Source organism: Rhodococcus sp. K11/5 (assembly GCF_055193735.1).
Window position 1 is genome coordinate 3,893,263 of the sequence record NZ_CM143721.1, and the last position, 15,008, is coordinate 3,908,270.

Genomic DNA, 15,008 nt, shown 5'->3' on the forward strand with positions numbered 1-15,008 from the left:
CCTGATTGCCGCGCTGCGGATGTTGCCGACACAACTCACCGTTCACAACACCCCGACCCCGACCCCACGCCCGCCACCGTGAGCGGCAGCAACGTCCGCAATTCCTCGTTCTCCCCCGGATCGAGGACCGAGTGCTGCACACACGCGGGCACCAGCTCGCCGGTCTCGGGATGCGCCATCGAGTATGTGCACGCCGCCAGCCGTTCCTGCGTCTCGAGGGTCACCGGATCCGTCGCCGTCTTCCCCGCCTGCGTCAGCGACCACGCGCGAGAGACGCTGTCCGCGTCCATGAACCGGTGCACCACGAAGGTCAACGGCCGCACCTGCCGTCGCAGCGCGGCGACGAGAAGCCGCCGCCGACCGATCCGCCTCGTCGCGCTGACCGCCCACCGACCGGCCACCACCAGACCGCTCGGATGGCCCGCGAACACCCGAAGCAGCTTGGCCACCAACAGCACCGGCGGAGTACCGCCGAAGTCGACGCCACCGAGGTGGGTGAAGAACTCGTCGCGAGTGCGCTCCTCGACCGGCAGGGTCGGGTCCAGGAACGGATGCCACACCCGGCCCACCATGAAGCCCAACGCCGTGCGATTGCACCGGGGATCCCCGAACTGGACGGCCGTGTACGAGATCGGCTGACCCAGAGCATCTTCGATGCGCGTCCACACCGCGTCGATGTCGATGTCGCGGTAGCCCTCACCCCAGCGCCGCTGGTCACCGATGAACGCCGCGGGCTGGAACGACGCCATCGAGAACCCGCCCATGTCGACCACCGCGCGGGTCACCTCGCCGACCTCGTCGACGTTCTCGGGTGTGACGGTCATGTTGTGCGCCAGATAGGACGCGACGCCGTGCTCGCGCTTCAGCCGCGCGAACATCTCGACGAACCGACGCCGATACTCGTGCAGCTCGGCTTCCGCACGGGGACGGGGGATTCCGCGCCGACCGCGCATGGTCTTGTCGAAGTGCGCCGCGAACGACAGTCGACGGAACCGGACGTTCTCGCCGTCGACGGCGAGCGCGTGCAGGTACTCGTAGTCGAAGTCGCCGTGGGTGAAGGACATCGGCTCGCGGCCGTGCCCGCGCATGATCTGCAGCGCCGCAGCGTGATCGGCGGCCGGCAGCAGACTCACCTCACCGCCGATCAACTGCGCGTGGGCGCGCGGACCCCGGCGCGCCTCGAGCAGCGCGAACTGCGCGTCCACCTCCCGAAGGGTGTGCTCACCGTCGATGCGCACCTTGTTCGCGTCCGCGCTGTGATAGCAGGGCTTGCACGTCAGATTGCACTTGGGGAACACCCCGTGGGTGCCCTCGCAGCCCACCGCGTGCCGACCGAGGGTCTGCGCGGGCGTGCGGGCCGACTCCGGCAGCGCCGCCCACCGCTCGTCCAGCGCCGCGCGGGTCGCCGGATGCACCGGCCGGGACCGGCTCTCCCAGGAACGCGCCAGCGCGCGGATCGATCGCATGACACCCGACGGTAGCGCGGCCGACCGTTCCCTTCGCTCAGGTTCCGGCCCCGACCCGACGCATCGCACCCACCGGATCCGCGTACAGCGGCCCGAGAGAGACGGCAGCGGCCGCGTGGTCCTGGACCCGCGCACCGAAGCTCGTGACCGACAACCGCGCCGGGTTCGCCGTGTGGCTGTGTTCCCGGAACGCACGCTCGACGCGCTCCATCGCCGGCGGATACGCGGTGAAGGCCTGACCACCCAGCCGCACGCGGTCGGGGTTGATCACGTCGTGGACCAGCGCCAACGCTCGGCCCAGGGCATCGGCCCGCTTCCCCAGCACCCGCTGGGCGCCCGCATCGGACGACCGGGCGGCGAGATACAGCGAGGCGATGGACCGCTCGGATTCCGCGAGCACGCCCGAGGCGCGCGCCGCGGCCACCACCGCTCGATCGCCGACCGTCGCGTCGAGGCAACCGGTGCGGCCGCAGTCGCACGCGACCGTCGATCCCGTCGGTAGGTGCGAGACGGATCCCGGCCCACCCGACGGCGTGTGGACCCGGCCGTCGATGGTCAGCGCGACGCCCGTGGTCTCGCGGGCGTAGAAGTACAGCGACGTGCCCGTCGTCCCCTCCCCGCGGTGCGCGCCGGGGAGAAGCAACTCCGACGCGGCCATGGCCTCGACGTGCGGCGCCACCGAGACCACCGCGCCGAGCCGTTCGGAGATCACCGAGCCCACCGGCGCCCCCGTCCACCCCAGGCGGGGGTGATCGACGATCCCGGTCGCGGTGTCCACCCGGCCGCCGACGGCCACGCCCACCAGCAGGACGCGTCGGCGATGCCACCGGGAGGCGAAGGCCGCGACACTGTCCGCGACCGAGCGCAGGGCCGCGAGGGGCGGGCCGGACGGGGTCGCGATCTCCACCCCGCCGAGGACCGTTCCGCGCAGGTCCACCGCGGCGATACGCGTCGTGGTCGCACCGATGTGGACGCCGAGCGTGCACTGCCGCTCGTGATCGATCTCGATGGGAATGCGGGGACGCCCCACCGCGCCGGGAACGCCGAGGTCGGGCCGCTCGCGCAACAGTCCGGCGCCGATCAGTGCCGTGACGTGCCGGTTGACCGTGGCGGCGGAGATTCCGGCGTCGGCGGCGACCACGTCGCGGGTCACCGGGCCGTGCTGCACGGCCGATCGCAGGACGACCGCGGCCGGGCCGCCACCGCACCGGAGATCGGCGGGGACGACGCGGGCGGTGCGGGGGACGGAACGAACGGGACGGGCGAGAGTGGGGACGGACACGGATGTTCCTCGTGGCGGGTGACGGTGACGGGCTGCGGCCGGTCACATTCACCTGCGATCAGGAGGATGCGCGTCGCTCGATCAGCCCCGGAAGCCGGAGAGTCGACAACACATCTCGCGCGCCAACGGCAGCCGCGATCCCAGCGCCACGGTCACGTACGTGACCAGCGGGGAGGACTTGCGGGCGGGTGCCATGACACGAAAGTAGCACCGACCGTGCCGGAGGGCGCGAGGGACATTGAACTCGAGGTGATCGCAACTCTCGACAGGACTCGACGGCGGGTCCATCATCGCGTCATGAGGACTGTGAAGCTGGGCGCGAACATCGGAGCTCGTATCGACGGCGTCGACCTGGGCGGAGACCTGCCCGACGACGTGGTGAGCGCCGTGCACGACGCGTTGCTCGAGCACGAGGTCGTGTTCTTCCGCGGGCAACATCATCTGGACGACGAGCAGCAGTACGCATTCGCCGAGCGTCTGGGTATCCCCACCACCGCGCACCCGACGGTGCGATCGCGCGGCACCCGCACCCTGGCGATCGACTCGAAATACGACAAGGCGAACAGCTGGCACACCGACGTCACGTTCGTCGACCGCGTGCCCAAGGCGTCGATCCTGCGGGCGGTGACCCTCCCGCCGTACGGCGGCACCACCACGTGGGCGTCGACCACCTCGGCCTACGAGCAGCTCGCACCGCCGCTGAAAGCCCTCGCCGACTCCCTGTGGGCCGTGCACACCAACCAGTTCGACTACGCGGCGACCGCCGCGGAGAACGCCGTGTCGTCGACCGCCCGGAAGTACCGCGAGGAGTTCCGCAGCGAGTACTTCGAGGTGCAGCACCCCGTGGTGCGGGTGCATCCGGAGACGGGCAAGCGCTCGATCGTGTTGGGCCACTTCGCGAAATCGTTCGTCGGGCTCTCGTCGAAGGAGTTCCGGGCCGTGTTCGATCTGCTCCAGGATCGGGTCACCCGGCTCGAGAACACCGTGCGCTGGTCCTGGGAGCCGGGCGACGTCGCGATGTGGGACAACCGTTCGACGCAGCACTACGCCGTGTCCGATTACGACGATCACTACCGACGCCTCGAGCGCATCACCCTCGCGGGCGACGTGCCGGTGAGCGTGCACGGCGAACGTTCTCGCGTGATCGCCGGGGACGCATCGGACTACAGCGCCGTTGCCAGTTGACAGCGCCGTCGCCAGTTGACTACTCCGTTGCCGGTCGACGGGCCATGCGGTTCTAGGCTGACCCCATGACCACCTCCGCGAACCGCACCGCCGTCGTCACCGGCGCCAGCTCCGGCATCGGCGCCGCCACCGCCCGCGCTCTCGCCGCCGACGGATTCCACGTCGTCGTCGGGGCCCGTCGTCTCGATCGCCTGGAGGCGCTCGCCGAGGAGATCGGCGGCACCGCCCTCGAACTCGACGTCACGGACGAGGACTCGGTCGCCGCGTTCACCTCGGTGCTCTCGCGCGTCGACGTTCTCGTCAACAACGCGGGCGGTGCCAAGGGTCTCGCCCCCGTGCTCGATGCCGATCTCGAGGACTGGCGCTGGATGTGGGAGACCAACGTGATGGGCACCCTGCGCGTGACGAAAGCGTTGCTGCCCAAACTGATCGAATCGGGTGACGGCCTGATCGTCACGATCACCTCGATCGCCGCGCTCGAGACCTACGACAACGGCGCCGGCTACACCTCCGCCAAGCACGCCCAGGGCGTCCTGCACCGCACGATGCGCGGAGAACTGCTGGGAAAGCCGGTGCGCCTCACCGAGATCGCGCCCGGCGCCGTCGAGACCGAGTTCTCGTTGGTGCGCTTCGACGGCGACGCCGAGAAGGCCGCGAAGGTCTACGAGGGCATCGACCCGCTGACCGCGGCCGACATCGCCGAGGTCATCGCGTTCGCCGCGTCGCGGCCGTCGCACGTCAACCTGGACACGATCGTCGTGCGGCCGCGCGACCAGGCGCCGGGCGGCCGCTTCTCGCGTCGGGAGTCCTGACCGCTCAGGCGAGCGCGCTCATCGACTGCCAGGTGGGCCAGTCCAGCGCCCAGTCGTAGATGTCGCCGTCGGCTGCGGAGAGGTCGATGCGGGTTCCGCTGACCTCCACCGGATCGCCGTACATCGCCATCTCGAAGTAGGTCTGCGCGTCCTCGGTGGAGAGGTTGATGCAGCCGTTGGTGACGTTCGACGATCCCTGCACGCCCGTGGTCGCGGGGTTGGCGTGGATGAACTCGCCGTTGTTGGAGATCCGCGTCGCCCACCGCTCGCGGACGTTCTCGTAGTACGGCGGGTTGGACATCATGAAGTCCTCGTACTTCTCCGTCACCACGTGGACGCCGCTGCGCGTGACGTTGCGGTCCTCGTTGCCCTCGCCGTAGCTCACCGGGATGTCCATGACGGTCTCGCCGTCGCGCACCACCTGCATGCGGTGGCTGGTCGCGTCCGCGATCACCACCTGGTTCCGGCCGATCGCGAAGTCGAGGGTCACGTCGGAGTCGCCGTACGCTCCGCCGCCGAAGTTCACCCCGTAGAGGTTCGCCTCGACCTCGACGGAGGTGCCGGCGGTCCAGTAGTTCTGCGGGCGCCAGTGCACCCGAGAGCCGTTGTCGTCGGGCAACCACGCCCACGATCCGGCCGTGGGCGGCGTCGTGGTCACGGTCAGCGCCCGCTCGACGGCGGCCTTGTCGACGACGGCGTCGTCGAACTTCAGGATGATCGGCGCCGCGACTCCCACGGTCTGACCGTCGCCGATGTTGGTGTTCACCGAGGTGATGGAATCGGGGGCCACCGTAATGACGGTGCCGTCCACCGGCACGGCCTTCCCGTCGGCGCCGACGGCCTCGCCCGTCCAGGTGTAGGTCGAGCCGTACCCCAGCGGCTCGGTGACGGTGTACACCGCGCCGGTCGCGTCGAGGGTTCCCTGCAGGGTGCGTCCGTCCGACGTGGTCAACGCGACGTCGCGCAAGGTGCCCTGCGCGGCGGACACCGAGATCGGCGTCGTCGGTGAGACGTCGGTGGCCCCGTCGGCCGGGGCGTAGTCGACGGTCGCCGCCGGCACGGCCGCCGCCGTCGGTGCGCTCGCGACGGTTCCGCCGGTCCCCACGGTGCACCCCGACACCAGCGCGATCAGTGCGGCGACCACCACGAGAAGTAGTGCCTTGTTTGTCCGTTTCCCCTGCTCATTCACAGTTTCGACGGTACCGGCCGCAGCGAGGTGGTCAGTCGAGCGAGCAGTTCACCATCGTGCACTCGGGCGTGAGAGTGATGCCGTAGGTCTCGCGCACGCCGTCGCGCACGTGCGCGGCGAGAGCGGTGACGTCCGCGGCCGTCGCCTCGCCGCGATTGGTCACGGCCAGCACGTGCCGCGTCGAGAGGGTCGCCCGGCCGGTGCCGAAGTCGCCGCCGTACCCGCGGTGGAAACCGGCGTGCTCGATCAGCCAGGCCGCGCTCAGCTTGATGCCCTTGGGGTCGGTGAACTGCGGCGAGTCCGTCGCCGCGGGCGGCACGGTCTCGACGATGGGGTTCAGGAAGAAGGACCCGACGCTCCAGGAATCGTGGTCCGATTCCGTCCACACCATGCCGCGGTCGCTGCGCAGGCCGAGCACGGCCTCGCGCACCGACGACGCCGAGACCCGGTCGCCGATCTGCACGCGGAGCCGTTCGGCCAGCGCCGCGTACCGCACCGGGGCGGACATCTCGCTGCGTTCGAGCGCGAACGTGACGTTCAACACGACGTACCGGTCGGTGTTCTTGAACACCGACGAGCGGTGCGAACCGAAGCCGCATCGCGCGTTGTCCCACACCTCGACGGCTCCGGATTCCCGGTCGAGAATCGTCACCGTCTCGAGCCACTCCGACGTGGACGTGCCGTAGGCGCCCACGTCCTGAACCGGGGTCCCACCTGCGCTTCCGGGGATGCCGGAGAGTGCTTCGAGCCCGGCGAGGCCGTGCACCAGGGAGGTCCGGACCACGAGGTCCCACTCGACGCCGGCGTCGACGGTGATGCGGGTGTCGTCGACGGTGAGGCCCGTCGTGGCCACGCGCACCACGACGCCGTCGAAACCGTCGTCTCCGACCAGCAGATTGGACCCGCCGCCGATCACCAGCACCGGCGTGCCCGACGCGTCCGCGCTGCGTACGGCGTCGACGATGGCCTCCGTGGAGTCCGCGACCACCATGCGTCCGATCGGACCGCCGACGTGAATCGTGGTCAGATCGGCGAAGGTCACGGCCTGCTCGCCCCGCGTGGCACTGCTCGTCACGGACCGTGACGCTACCCGGCAGTTGGAGATCACCACGAATTCGCGCCTACCATCGGGAGCAGAGCATCACCTATCGAGAGGACTCACGTGCAGGTCACCAGCGTCGGACACGCGGGCTTCCACATCCAGACGGCCGCCGGCTCCATCCTGTGCGACCCCTGGGTCAACCCGGCCTACTTCACCTCGTGGTTCCCGTTCCCGGACAACTCGCAGCTCGACTGGGACACCCTCGGCAACTGCGACTACCTCTACGTCTCCCACCTGCACAAGGATCACTTCGATCCGAAGCACCTCGCGGAGCACGTGAACAAGGACACCACGGTGCTCTTGCCGGACTACCCGGTGCCGGACCTGAGGAACGAGCTGGAGAAGCTCGGCTTCCACACGTTCGTCGAGACCACGGACTCGGTGAAGCACACCGTGTCCGGCCCCAAGGGCGAGCTCGACGTCATGATCGTGGCGCTGCGCGCGCCCGCCGACGGACCCATCGGCGACTCGGGCCTCATCGTGAGCGACGGCGAGACGGTCGCGTTCAACATGAACGACGCCCGGCCGGTGGACCTGGACATGGTCACCGAGGCGTTCGGCCACATCGACGTGCACATGCTGCAGTACTCGGGCGCCATCTGGTACCCCATGGTCTACGACATGCCCCAGCGTGCGAAGGATGCGTTCGGTACGCAGAAGCGTCAGCGGCAGATGGACCGGTGCCGCCAGTACATCGAACAGGTCGGCGCCACCTGGGTGATCCCGTCGGCCGGCCCCCCGTGCTTCCTCGACGACGAGCTGCGCGGGTTGAACGACGTCTACGGCGATCCCGCCAACATCTTCCCCGACCAGATGGTCTTCCTCGACCAGATGCGCCGCCACGGCCACGGCAAGGGCCTGTTGATGATGCCCGGGACCACGGCGGACTTCACCGGCTCCGAGCTGAACGAGCTCGCACACCCGCTGCCCACCGACGAGGTCGAGGCCATCTTCACCACGGGCAAGGCGGACTACATCGAGGCCTACGCCCAGCGCCAGGCCGACGTCGTCGCGGCGGAGAAGGCGGCGTGGGCCTCGGCCGACGGCGAGCCGATGCTCGAACCGCTGCGCGCGCTCTTCGAGCCGATCATGGCGCAGACGGATCAGATCTCGGACGGCATCGGCTACCCGGTCGAGCTCGCTCTCGGCGGCGAGACGGTCGTGCTCGACTTCCCGAAACGTATTGTCCGCGAACCGATTCCGAACGAGAAGTTCCGCTACACGTTCGAGATCCCGGCGGAGTTGGTGCGCACGGTGCTGCGCGACGGCGAACCCGATTGGGTCAACTCGATCTTCCTGTCCACCCGCTTCCGGGCCAAGCGCGTCGGCGGCTACAACGAGTTCCTCTACACCTTCTTCAAGTGCCTCACCGACGAGCGGATCGCCTACGCGGACGGCTGGTTCGCGGAGGCGCACGACGACACGGCGACCATCGTCAAGGAGGGCTGGGAGATCCAGCGCCGCTGCCCGCACCTCAAGGCGGACCTCGGCAAGTTCGGTGTCATCGAGGGAAACACGTTGACCTGCAACCTGCACGGCTGGGACTGGAACCTCGAGACCGGCAAGTGCCTGACGTCGAAGGGCCACCAGCTGCGGTCGCAGCGCGCCTGAAAAGTGGACTTCTGCGCCCGCTGAGCGGGTGCAGGAGTCCACGATCCTTCCGTTCCGAGCGGCAGGCTAATCTCGAGCAATGCCACGCAGGTTCGAACACACGGTCCCGTCGACACTGACGGCGGCGAAGGTCCACGAAGCGCTCACCACCGAGCGGTACTGGCAGGACCGGCTCGACGCCATCGGTGGACCGAAGGCCACGCTCGACGACGTCACGATCTCCGGCGACACCCCCGAGACCCGCACCGTGTCGGTCACCATGACCCAGGCCATCGCGGAGGAACTCCTTCCGAGCGCGCTCACCGCGATCCGCTCGGGCGATCTGGTGATCCGGCGCGTCGAGTCGTGGGGCTCGCTCGACGCGCAGGGCGCGACCGGACGGTTCGACGCGCAGGTCGAGGGAGCACCCGCGACCATCAACGGCACCCTCACGCTCACCGCGAAGGGTTCGGCGTCCTCGGTGACGGCGGACGGCGCGGCCGAGGTCAAGGTGCCGCTGTTCGGCGGCAAGATCGAGGCCGCCGTGATCGAGCACATCGTCGCGCTGATCGACGCCGAGCAGGAGTTCACCACCACCTGGGCGCCCGACCACCTCTAAGGCCCGCACCCCCGATCCGCACCGGTTGCCGCCACCGCACACCCCCTCCAGCATGCTGCAGCCGGTGCGGCGGGCAGCACCGTGTGCGGATCGCCGCCGCACGCCACCGGCACAGCGATTTCCGACCCCGGGTGACTCCCCGGTAACCTCACGCGTCATGGCCCGCCGAATGAACTACTCAGCTCGCCTCCCGTACTCGACCGAGCAGGTCTACCGGGCCCTGACCACCCGGGACTACTGGGACGCGATCATCGTGGAGCTGCGCAAGTACTCGGAGAACGAGCTGAAGAAGTTCGAGGTGTCGGACACCGGCATCGACGTCACCATGCACCACGTGATCGCGCGCAACCAGCTCCCGGACATCGCGCAGACCGTGATGAAGAAGGACATGGTCATCACGCGCAACATCCACTACGGGCCGTTCGGTGAGGCGACCGAGGGCACGTACGACGCGTCGATCCCCGCCGGCCCCGGCAGCCTCACCGGCGTCATGGCGCTCACCACCACCGAGACCGGCAGCACGCTGCGTACCTCGTCCGAGGCCAAGGTGTACCTGCCGTTCGTCGGCGGCAAGCTCGAGCAGCTCATGCTCGTCAACCTCCGCGATCTGTGGAGCGGCGAGGGTCAGGTCACCCACGACTGGTTGGCGAAGAACAGCTGAACCGCACCACGCCCGACGGCGTCATCACCCGCGGCACCACCAACATCAACCGATTGCGGCGCAGCGATCGGCGCCTGGTGCGGGACCCGCGGATCCGCACGATCCTGCGCACCGCCGACGCTCCCCTGGTGGTCGATCTGGGGTACGGCGCGAGCCCGGTCACGACGCTGGAGTTGGCCGCCCGCCTCCGCACCGTTCGGCCCGACGTCGCGGTCGTGGGTCTCGAGATCGACCCCGCCCGGGTGGTTCCCGATCAGGACGGCGTCTCGTTCCGCCGCGGCGGCTTCGAGCTCGCCGGTCTGCGGCCTCACCTGGTCCGGGCGTTCAACGTGCTGCGGCAGTACCCGGAGGACGCGGTCCCGGGTGCGTGGGATCGCATCACGTCGCGGTTGGCGCCGGGCGGCCTGCTGATCGACGGCACGTGCGACGAACTCGGACGGCACGCCACGTGGGTGACCGTGGCGGCGGAGGGTCCGCTCTCGCTGACGCTCGCCTGGGATCCGTTCGCCCTCGCGCGCCCGTCCGACATCGCGCCGCGACTGCCGAAGGCGCTCATCCACCGCAACGTGCCCGGAGAACGCATCCACGACGTGCTCGTCGCCGCCGATCGGGCGTGGGATCTGGCCGCTCCGCTGGCCCCGTTCGGTCCACGTGTCCGCTGGCGCGCGGCGGTGACGTCGCTGGCCGGCCGGGGTTTCGCGGTCGAACCGCCGCGACGCCGACGACGCGACAACGTGCTGCACCTCGCCTGGTCCACCGTCGCTCCCGCGTAGGCGGATATCGGGGTTCACAGAGTTGCTTCAGAGTGGTCGTGAACAATGGCGTCCATGACCTACCGCACCGCACCCCGCCGCCGATCCCGCGTTCCGCTGATCGCCGGAATTCTGGTGATCGTGCTCGTCGCGGGTCTCGTGGTCGCCGAGTTCTACGCCCGCAACCGCGTGGAGAACTGCCTCCAGGCGCAGTTCGAGAGCGAACTCGGCTCCCAGATCGACGTGGGCCTCGGACTGCAGCCGGTCCTGCTGTCGCTGGCGACGAACAACTTCTCGTCCGTGGACATCGAGAGCGCCGACACCTCGTTCGGGCCGGCACAGGACCTCCAGGTCCAGGCGACGATCAACGACGTGGACCTGGACGCGACGGAGACCTCCGGCGGGACGATCGGCAGCTCGTCCGCCGACCTGACCTGGTCGACCGAGGGCATCCTGGCCACCTTGCAGAGCCAGGGCATCGGCGGCGTCGTCTCCACCGTCACCAGCGACCCGGCTGCGGGCACGCTGAACTTCGACATCGTCGGCGGCCTCGCACAGCTCTCGGTGCAGCCGCTGGTGCAGGGCGACACCGTGGCCGTCGAGACCGTGAACGCGTCGATCCTGGGCCTCGGGCTCCCCACGGACCTCGTGGACAGCGTCGTGTCGATCCTCACCGACAGCCTGCAGGCGTACCCGCTGGGCATGACCCCGCAGTCGCTCGAGGTGACCGACACGGGCATCGAGATGTCCCTCGCGGGCGGGGAGTACGTCATCCCCGCCGCCCAGCCCGGTCAGGCGGACGCTCAGCAGCCGATCAGCTGCTGAGCCGCCCGTTCCGAGGTCAGAAGCCGTCGAGCACGGCGCGGGTACCGGACAGGCCCAGCCTGGTCGCGCCCGCGTCGATCATCGCGCGGGCCGCGTCGGCCGTGCGGATCCCGCCCGACGCCTTGACGCCCAACCGGCCGCCCACGGTGTCGGCCATCAACCGCACGGCCTTCACCGACGCCCCGCCGGCCGGGTGGAAACCGGTGGAGGTCTTGACGAAGTCGGCGCCGGCGCGCTCGGCGGCGCGACAGCACTCGACCACCGCGGTCTCCCCCTCCGGCGACGCGAGCAGCGCGGCGGATTCGATGATGACCTTGAGCGTCGCGTCGGCCCCCATCGCCTCGCGGACCGTGACGATGTCGGCGAGCACCGCGTTGTAGTCCCCCGCGGCGGCCGCTCCGACGTCGATCACCATGTCCACCTCGTGCGCCCCCTGCTGCACGGCCATCCGCGCCTCCGACGCCTTGATCAGCGAATGGTGCTTGCCGGACGGGAAACCCGCCACGACGGCCACGAGGAGGTCTCCCGCACCGCTCAGCGGGATCATCGACGGGGACACGCACACCGCGAGCACGCCGAGGTCGGTGGCCTCGGCCACAAGGGCGCGCACGTCGGCGGCCGTCGCCTCGGGCTTGAGCAGAGTGTGGTCGACCATGCGAGCGACGCTCGCGCGGCTCGGGGATCCGTTGACGTCAGACATACCGGTCAGCTTCTCACGGCCGCACCGACGCCGGTACGACCGCCGGAACGCGGCTGAGACAATACTTCTCATGACCACGCCCGACCGCCGCTTCGTCCTCACCCTGGGGTGCCCCGACCGCACGGGCATCGTCGCCCGCATCTCGACGTTCCTCGCCGAGCTCGGGGGTTCCATCGTCGAGGCCGCGTACCACGCGGACGCCGACAGCGGCTGGTTCTTCACCCGCCAGGCCGTCGCCGCATCGTCGCTCACCGTGGGAGCGGACGAACTCCGCGAGAAGTTCGCGGCCGTCGCCGCCGAGATCGGCCCGGACACCGAATGGGCCGTGCATGATTCGGGCGAACGCAAGCGTGTGGTGATCCTGGTCAGCAAGGAGGCGCACTGCCTCCACGATCTCCTCGGCCGGGCGGCGGGCGGCGAACTCCCGGCCACCATCGAGGCCGTCGTGGGCAACCATCCCGATCTCGCGGCGGTCACCGAGGCACACGGAACCCCGTTCCACCACGTGCCCTTCCCCAAGGATCCCGCCGAGCGGGGACCGTCGTTCGACGCCCTGCGGGAGGTGGTCGACGGGTACCGCCCGGACACCGTGGTGCTGGCGCGGTTCATGCAGGTGCTGCCCGAGGATCTGTGCCGTCACTGGGCCGGGCGCGCCCTGAACATCCACCACAGCTTCCTGCCGTCGTTCGTGGGGGCGCGGCCGTACCACCAGGCGTTCGCCCGCGGGGTGAAGCTGATCGGCGCGACGTGCCACTTCGTCACCCCCGAGCTCGACGCGGGACCGATCATCGAGCAGGACGTCATTCGCGTCGATCACGCGGACGCGGTGGCGGACATGGTGCGGCAGGGCCGAGACATCGAGAAGCTGGTGCTCAGTCGCGGGTTGCGGTGGCAGCTCGAGGACCGGGTGTTGGTGCACGGCCGCAAGACCGTGGTGTTCAACTAGCCGGTGTTCGACTAGCCGGTGTTCAACTGGCCGGAGTGCTCCCCACCACGACGGTCTCGTTGTAGACGAACACCTTTCCCACCGGGCGCGGGAACGGGAACGACGCCGCGGTGACCCGCTCGAGGCCGGCGTCGGACGCGATCCGCACCAGATCGGCGGCGTCGAGCCAGCTGGTGTGCGTGGGGTCGCTGCGGAACCCGACCTCCTGCGGACACACGATCATCACGGTGGACCGTGGCTGGAGGTAGGGCAGGTATTCGGCGACGATGTCGCCCTCCATGCCGGGCGGGAGATGCTCGAGCAGGTGCGCCATGAGCATGCCGTCGAACGCGGTGTCACCGAGGGCGTGGAATTCCTCCGCGGTGTAGGCCGTCATGCCCTGCGACCGGCAGAACTCCACCGCGGCGACGTTGTGGTCGACCCCGACGCTGCCGGGCGGCAGGTTCCGCAGGTTGCGCCCGATGCCGCAGCCGACGTCGAGAACGCGTCGGCCGGCGAGGTGGCGTCGAATGTTCCACTGGTACGGGGCCTGGACACGCAGGACGCGCTTCCAGCGGGCACCCTGCAGTTCGCGGAGACGCTCGAAGTAGGCGTCGTCGGCCGTGTCGTTCGGTTTCTCGGAAGTCACGCCACACACCTTCGCGGGAGAACGACAATTCGGACTCCCCCAACGTAGCGGTCCCGGCGCGCGGACGAGGAGGACCGCGCCGCCTACGAGGCCAGTTCGGCCATTCGAACGAGTTCGGCGTCGAACGCGTCGAGGGCTTCGACCGAGCTCATGTGGCCGACGCCGGGCAGTTCGACGAGCCGGTCGAGAACTCCCGCGCGGCCCAGCGCCAACGCGAGCGCTCGCGCCTGCACCGGGGGCGTGAGCCGATCCGCGCTGCCGACGAGCACGGTGGTGGGGACGTCGATGTTCTCGAGAGCCTCGCGGATGTCCAGCGTGCTGAGCGCGGTCCCCCAGATCCCGCGGGTGCGCGGATTGCACTCACGGACGATCTTCTCGCAGAACTCGACCTCCGCCTTCGTGGCATCGCGACCGAGCGCCACGTAGCGCACCGCGTGCGCGGACAGCGGGGTGACCGGAATGGGCAGCGGGGAGCCGAGAATGGTCGTGGCGACACGGGTGGGAACGCGAGGGAAGCCCGGCGGTAGCGGGATCACCGTCGTCTCCCGCACCAGCGAGTCGCTCGCGGTGTTCGCCAACAGGATCGCCTTGACGTAGTCGCGGACCTGCCCGGGGTGGCTGCCGGCCCACGACATGACCGACATGCCGCCCATGCTGTGCCCGGCCAGGACGGCCTTGCGGTCCGCGGTGACGGTGGCGGCGAGGACGTCGGCGAGGTCGTCGCCCAGGACGTCGGGGCCGAGCGCGCGGGTACCCACATCGCTCGAGCCGTGTCCGCGCTGGTCGTAGACCACCACCCGGTACGCCCCGGCGAGGTGGTTGACCTGCGGCGACCAGAAGTCCGCCGAGCAGGTCCAGCCGTGACTGAGCACGATGGGATCGGCGTCGGGATCGCCGTACTCGCGTACGTGCAGCGTCGCACCGTCGGCGGTGACCACCGATCGCACGCGCGGTTCGAGGTCCGGCAGGTGGAGGAATTCGTCGGAATCGACGATCGGTAGGGGTCGATTCCGGTACCTCACCACCGCGGTGGTCCCGGCGATTCCGGCGACCGCGGCCGCGACGGACGTCACGGCGGCGGATCCGATCAGGATCGTCGCCCAGCGTCGGTCGAGCGTCAGCGGCCCGATCCTGACCTTCTTCGCACGCACCCTACTCACGGGTAAGACCATAGGCGTCGGCACCGAGAGGTCCTCGACACACCCACCCGCGAAGCTTACCCGCCTGTCTACGGATCGAGTACGGCCACCC

15 protein-coding genes are annotated in these 15,008 nt (G+C 69.6%); 8 read left to right on the plus strand and 7 right to left on the minus strand.

Annotation, left to right across the window (positions count from 1 at the left end):
• Positions 1–35: 35 nt before the first annotated feature.
• Positions 36–1,466, minus strand: a complete 1,431-nt coding sequence (locus ACY466_RS18125; protein WP_463247351.1) for a radical SAM domain-containing protein — start codon at positions 1,464–1,466, stop codon at positions 36–38.
• 37 nt (positions 1,467–1,503) lie between these two features.
• Positions 1,504–2,748, minus strand: a complete 1,245-nt coding sequence (locus tag ACY466_RS18130) for an ROK family protein (RefSeq protein ID WP_463247354.1) — start codon at positions 2,746–2,748, stop codon at positions 1,504–1,506.
• A gap of 297 nt (positions 2,749–3,045) precedes the next feature.
• Between ACY466_RS18130 and ACY466_RS18135 the strand changes: the two genes are divergently transcribed.
• Together ACY466_RS18135 and ACY466_RS18140 are read left to right on the plus strand one after the other, a co-directional pair.
• Positions 3,046–3,933: a TauD/TfdA dioxygenase family protein gene (locus ACY466_RS18135; protein ID WP_463247356.1), complete on the plus strand. Its 888-nt coding sequence runs from the start codon at positions 3,046–3,048 to the stop codon at positions 3,931–3,933.
• Positions 3,934–3,998: 65 nt separating this feature from the next.
• Positions 3,999–4,745, plus strand: a complete 747-nt coding sequence (locus ACY466_RS18140; RefSeq protein WP_463247359.1) for an SDR family oxidoreductase — start codon at positions 3,999–4,001, stop codon at positions 4,743–4,745.
• A 4-nt stretch (positions 4,746–4,749) separates the two neighbouring features.
• On the opposite strand, the gene ACY466_RS18145 is transcribed toward ACY466_RS18140, so the two are convergent.
• Together ACY466_RS18145 and ACY466_RS18150 are read right to left on the minus strand one after the other, a co-directional pair.
• Positions 4,750–5,934 (minus strand): L,D-transpeptidase, encoded by a 1,185-nt coding sequence (locus tag ACY466_RS18145; protein WP_463247363.1) that lies wholly within the window; start codon positions 5,932–5,934, stop codon positions 4,750–4,752.
• A 31-nt stretch (positions 5,935–5,965) separates the two neighbouring features.
• The gene (locus tag ACY466_RS18150; RefSeq protein ID WP_463247367.1) at positions 5,966–7,009 is read right to left on the minus strand and encodes a UDP-N-acetylmuramate dehydrogenase; all 1,044 of its coding nucleotides are present in this window, start codon (positions 7,007–7,009) and stop codon (positions 5,966–5,968) included.
• An 87-nt stretch (positions 7,010–7,096) separates the two neighbouring features.
• Here ACY466_RS18150 and ACY466_RS18155 point away from each other — a divergent pair, with 87 nt between their 5' ends.
• The 5 genes from ACY466_RS18155 (at position 7,097) to ACY466_RS18175 (ending at position 11,483) form a co-directional block, all read left to right on the plus strand.
• Entirely contained in the window at positions 7,097–8,647 is a 1,551-nt protein-coding gene (locus ACY466_RS18155; protein WP_463247370.1) for a Rieske 2Fe-2S domain-containing protein, read from the plus strand.
• Between the two features lie 79 nt (positions 8,648–8,726).
• Complete coding sequence (locus tag ACY466_RS18160; RefSeq protein ID WP_463247373.1) at positions 8,727–9,245, plus strand: DUF2505 domain-containing protein; 519 nt, start codon at positions 8,727–8,729, stop codon at positions 9,243–9,245.
• A 157-nt stretch (positions 9,246–9,402) separates the two neighbouring features.
• Positions 9,403–9,906, plus strand: a complete 504-nt coding sequence (locus ACY466_RS18165; protein WP_463247376.1) for a DUF2505 domain-containing protein — start codon at positions 9,403–9,405, stop codon at positions 9,904–9,906.
• The gene (locus ACY466_RS18170) at positions 9,903–10,679 is read left to right on the plus strand and encodes a class I SAM-dependent methyltransferase (protein ID WP_463252350.1); all 777 of its coding nucleotides are present in this window, start codon (positions 9,903–9,905) and stop codon (positions 10,677–10,679) included. The genes ACY466_RS18165 and ACY466_RS18170 overlap by 4 nt, the downstream gene beginning before the upstream one ends.
• A gap of 45 nt (positions 10,680–10,724) precedes the next feature.
• Positions 10,725–11,483, plus strand: a complete 759-nt coding sequence (locus tag ACY466_RS18175) for an LmeA family phospholipid-binding protein (RefSeq protein ID WP_463247379.1) — start codon at positions 10,725–10,727, stop codon at positions 11,481–11,483.
• A 16-nt stretch (positions 11,484–11,499) separates the two neighbouring features.
• On the opposite strand, the gene deoC is transcribed toward ACY466_RS18175, so the two are convergent.
• The gene (deoC, locus tag ACY466_RS18180) at positions 11,500–12,183 is read right to left on the minus strand and encodes a deoxyribose-phosphate aldolase (RefSeq protein ID WP_463247383.1); all 684 of its coding nucleotides are present in this window, start codon (positions 12,181–12,183) and stop codon (positions 11,500–11,502) included.
• Positions 12,184–12,253: 70 nt separating this feature from the next.
• Here deoC and purU point away from each other — a divergent pair, with 70 nt between their 5' ends.
• Positions 12,254–13,129: a formyltetrahydrofolate deformylase gene (gene purU / locus ACY466_RS18185; protein ID WP_463247385.1), complete on the plus strand. Its 876-nt coding sequence runs from the start codon at positions 12,254–12,256 to the stop codon at positions 13,127–13,129.
• A gap of 22 nt (positions 13,130–13,151) precedes the next feature.
• Here the strand turns inward: purU and ACY466_RS18190 are convergent, their stop codons facing one another.
• Both ACY466_RS18190 and ACY466_RS18195 read right to left on the minus strand, forming a co-directional pair.
• Positions 13,152–13,757, minus strand: a complete 606-nt coding sequence (locus ACY466_RS18190) for a class I SAM-dependent methyltransferase (RefSeq protein ID WP_463247388.1) — start codon at positions 13,755–13,757, stop codon at positions 13,152–13,154.
• Positions 13,758–13,840: 83 nt separating this feature from the next.
• Entirely contained in the window at positions 13,841–14,851 is a 1,011-nt protein-coding gene (locus ACY466_RS18195; RefSeq protein WP_463252351.1) for an alpha/beta fold hydrolase, read from the minus strand.
• Positions 14,852–15,008 lie beyond the last annotated feature (157 nt).

Coding starts and splice junctions, on each gene's coding strand:
- purU (WP_463247385.1), top strand. CDS start 12,254: ATGACCACGCCCGACCGCCGCTTCGTCCTCACCCTGGGGTGCCCCGAC.
- deoC (WP_463247383.1), bottom strand. CDS start 12,183: ATGTCTGACGTCAACGGATCCCCGAGCCGCGCGAGCGTCGCTCGCATG.
- ACY466_RS18175 (WP_463247379.1), top strand. CDS start 10,725: ATGGCGTCCATGACCTACCGCACCGCACCCCGCCGCCGATCCCGCGTT.
- ACY466_RS18125 (WP_463247351.1), bottom strand. CDS start 1,466: ATGCGATCGATCCGCGCGCTGGCGCGTTCCTGGGAGAGCCGGTCCCGG.
- ACY466_RS18140 (WP_463247359.1), top strand. CDS start 3,999: ATGACCACCTCCGCGAACCGCACCGCCGTCGTCACCGGCGCCAGCTCC.
- ACY466_RS18160 (WP_463247373.1), top strand. CDS start 8,727: ATGCCACGCAGGTTCGAACACACGGTCCCGTCGACACTGACGGCGGCG.
- ACY466_RS18165 (WP_463247376.1), top strand. CDS start 9,403: ATGGCCCGCCGAATGAACTACTCAGCTCGCCTCCCGTACTCGACCGAG.
- ACY466_RS18135 (WP_463247356.1), top strand. CDS start 3,046: ATGAGGACTGTGAAGCTGGGCGCGAACATCGGAGCTCGTATCGACGGC.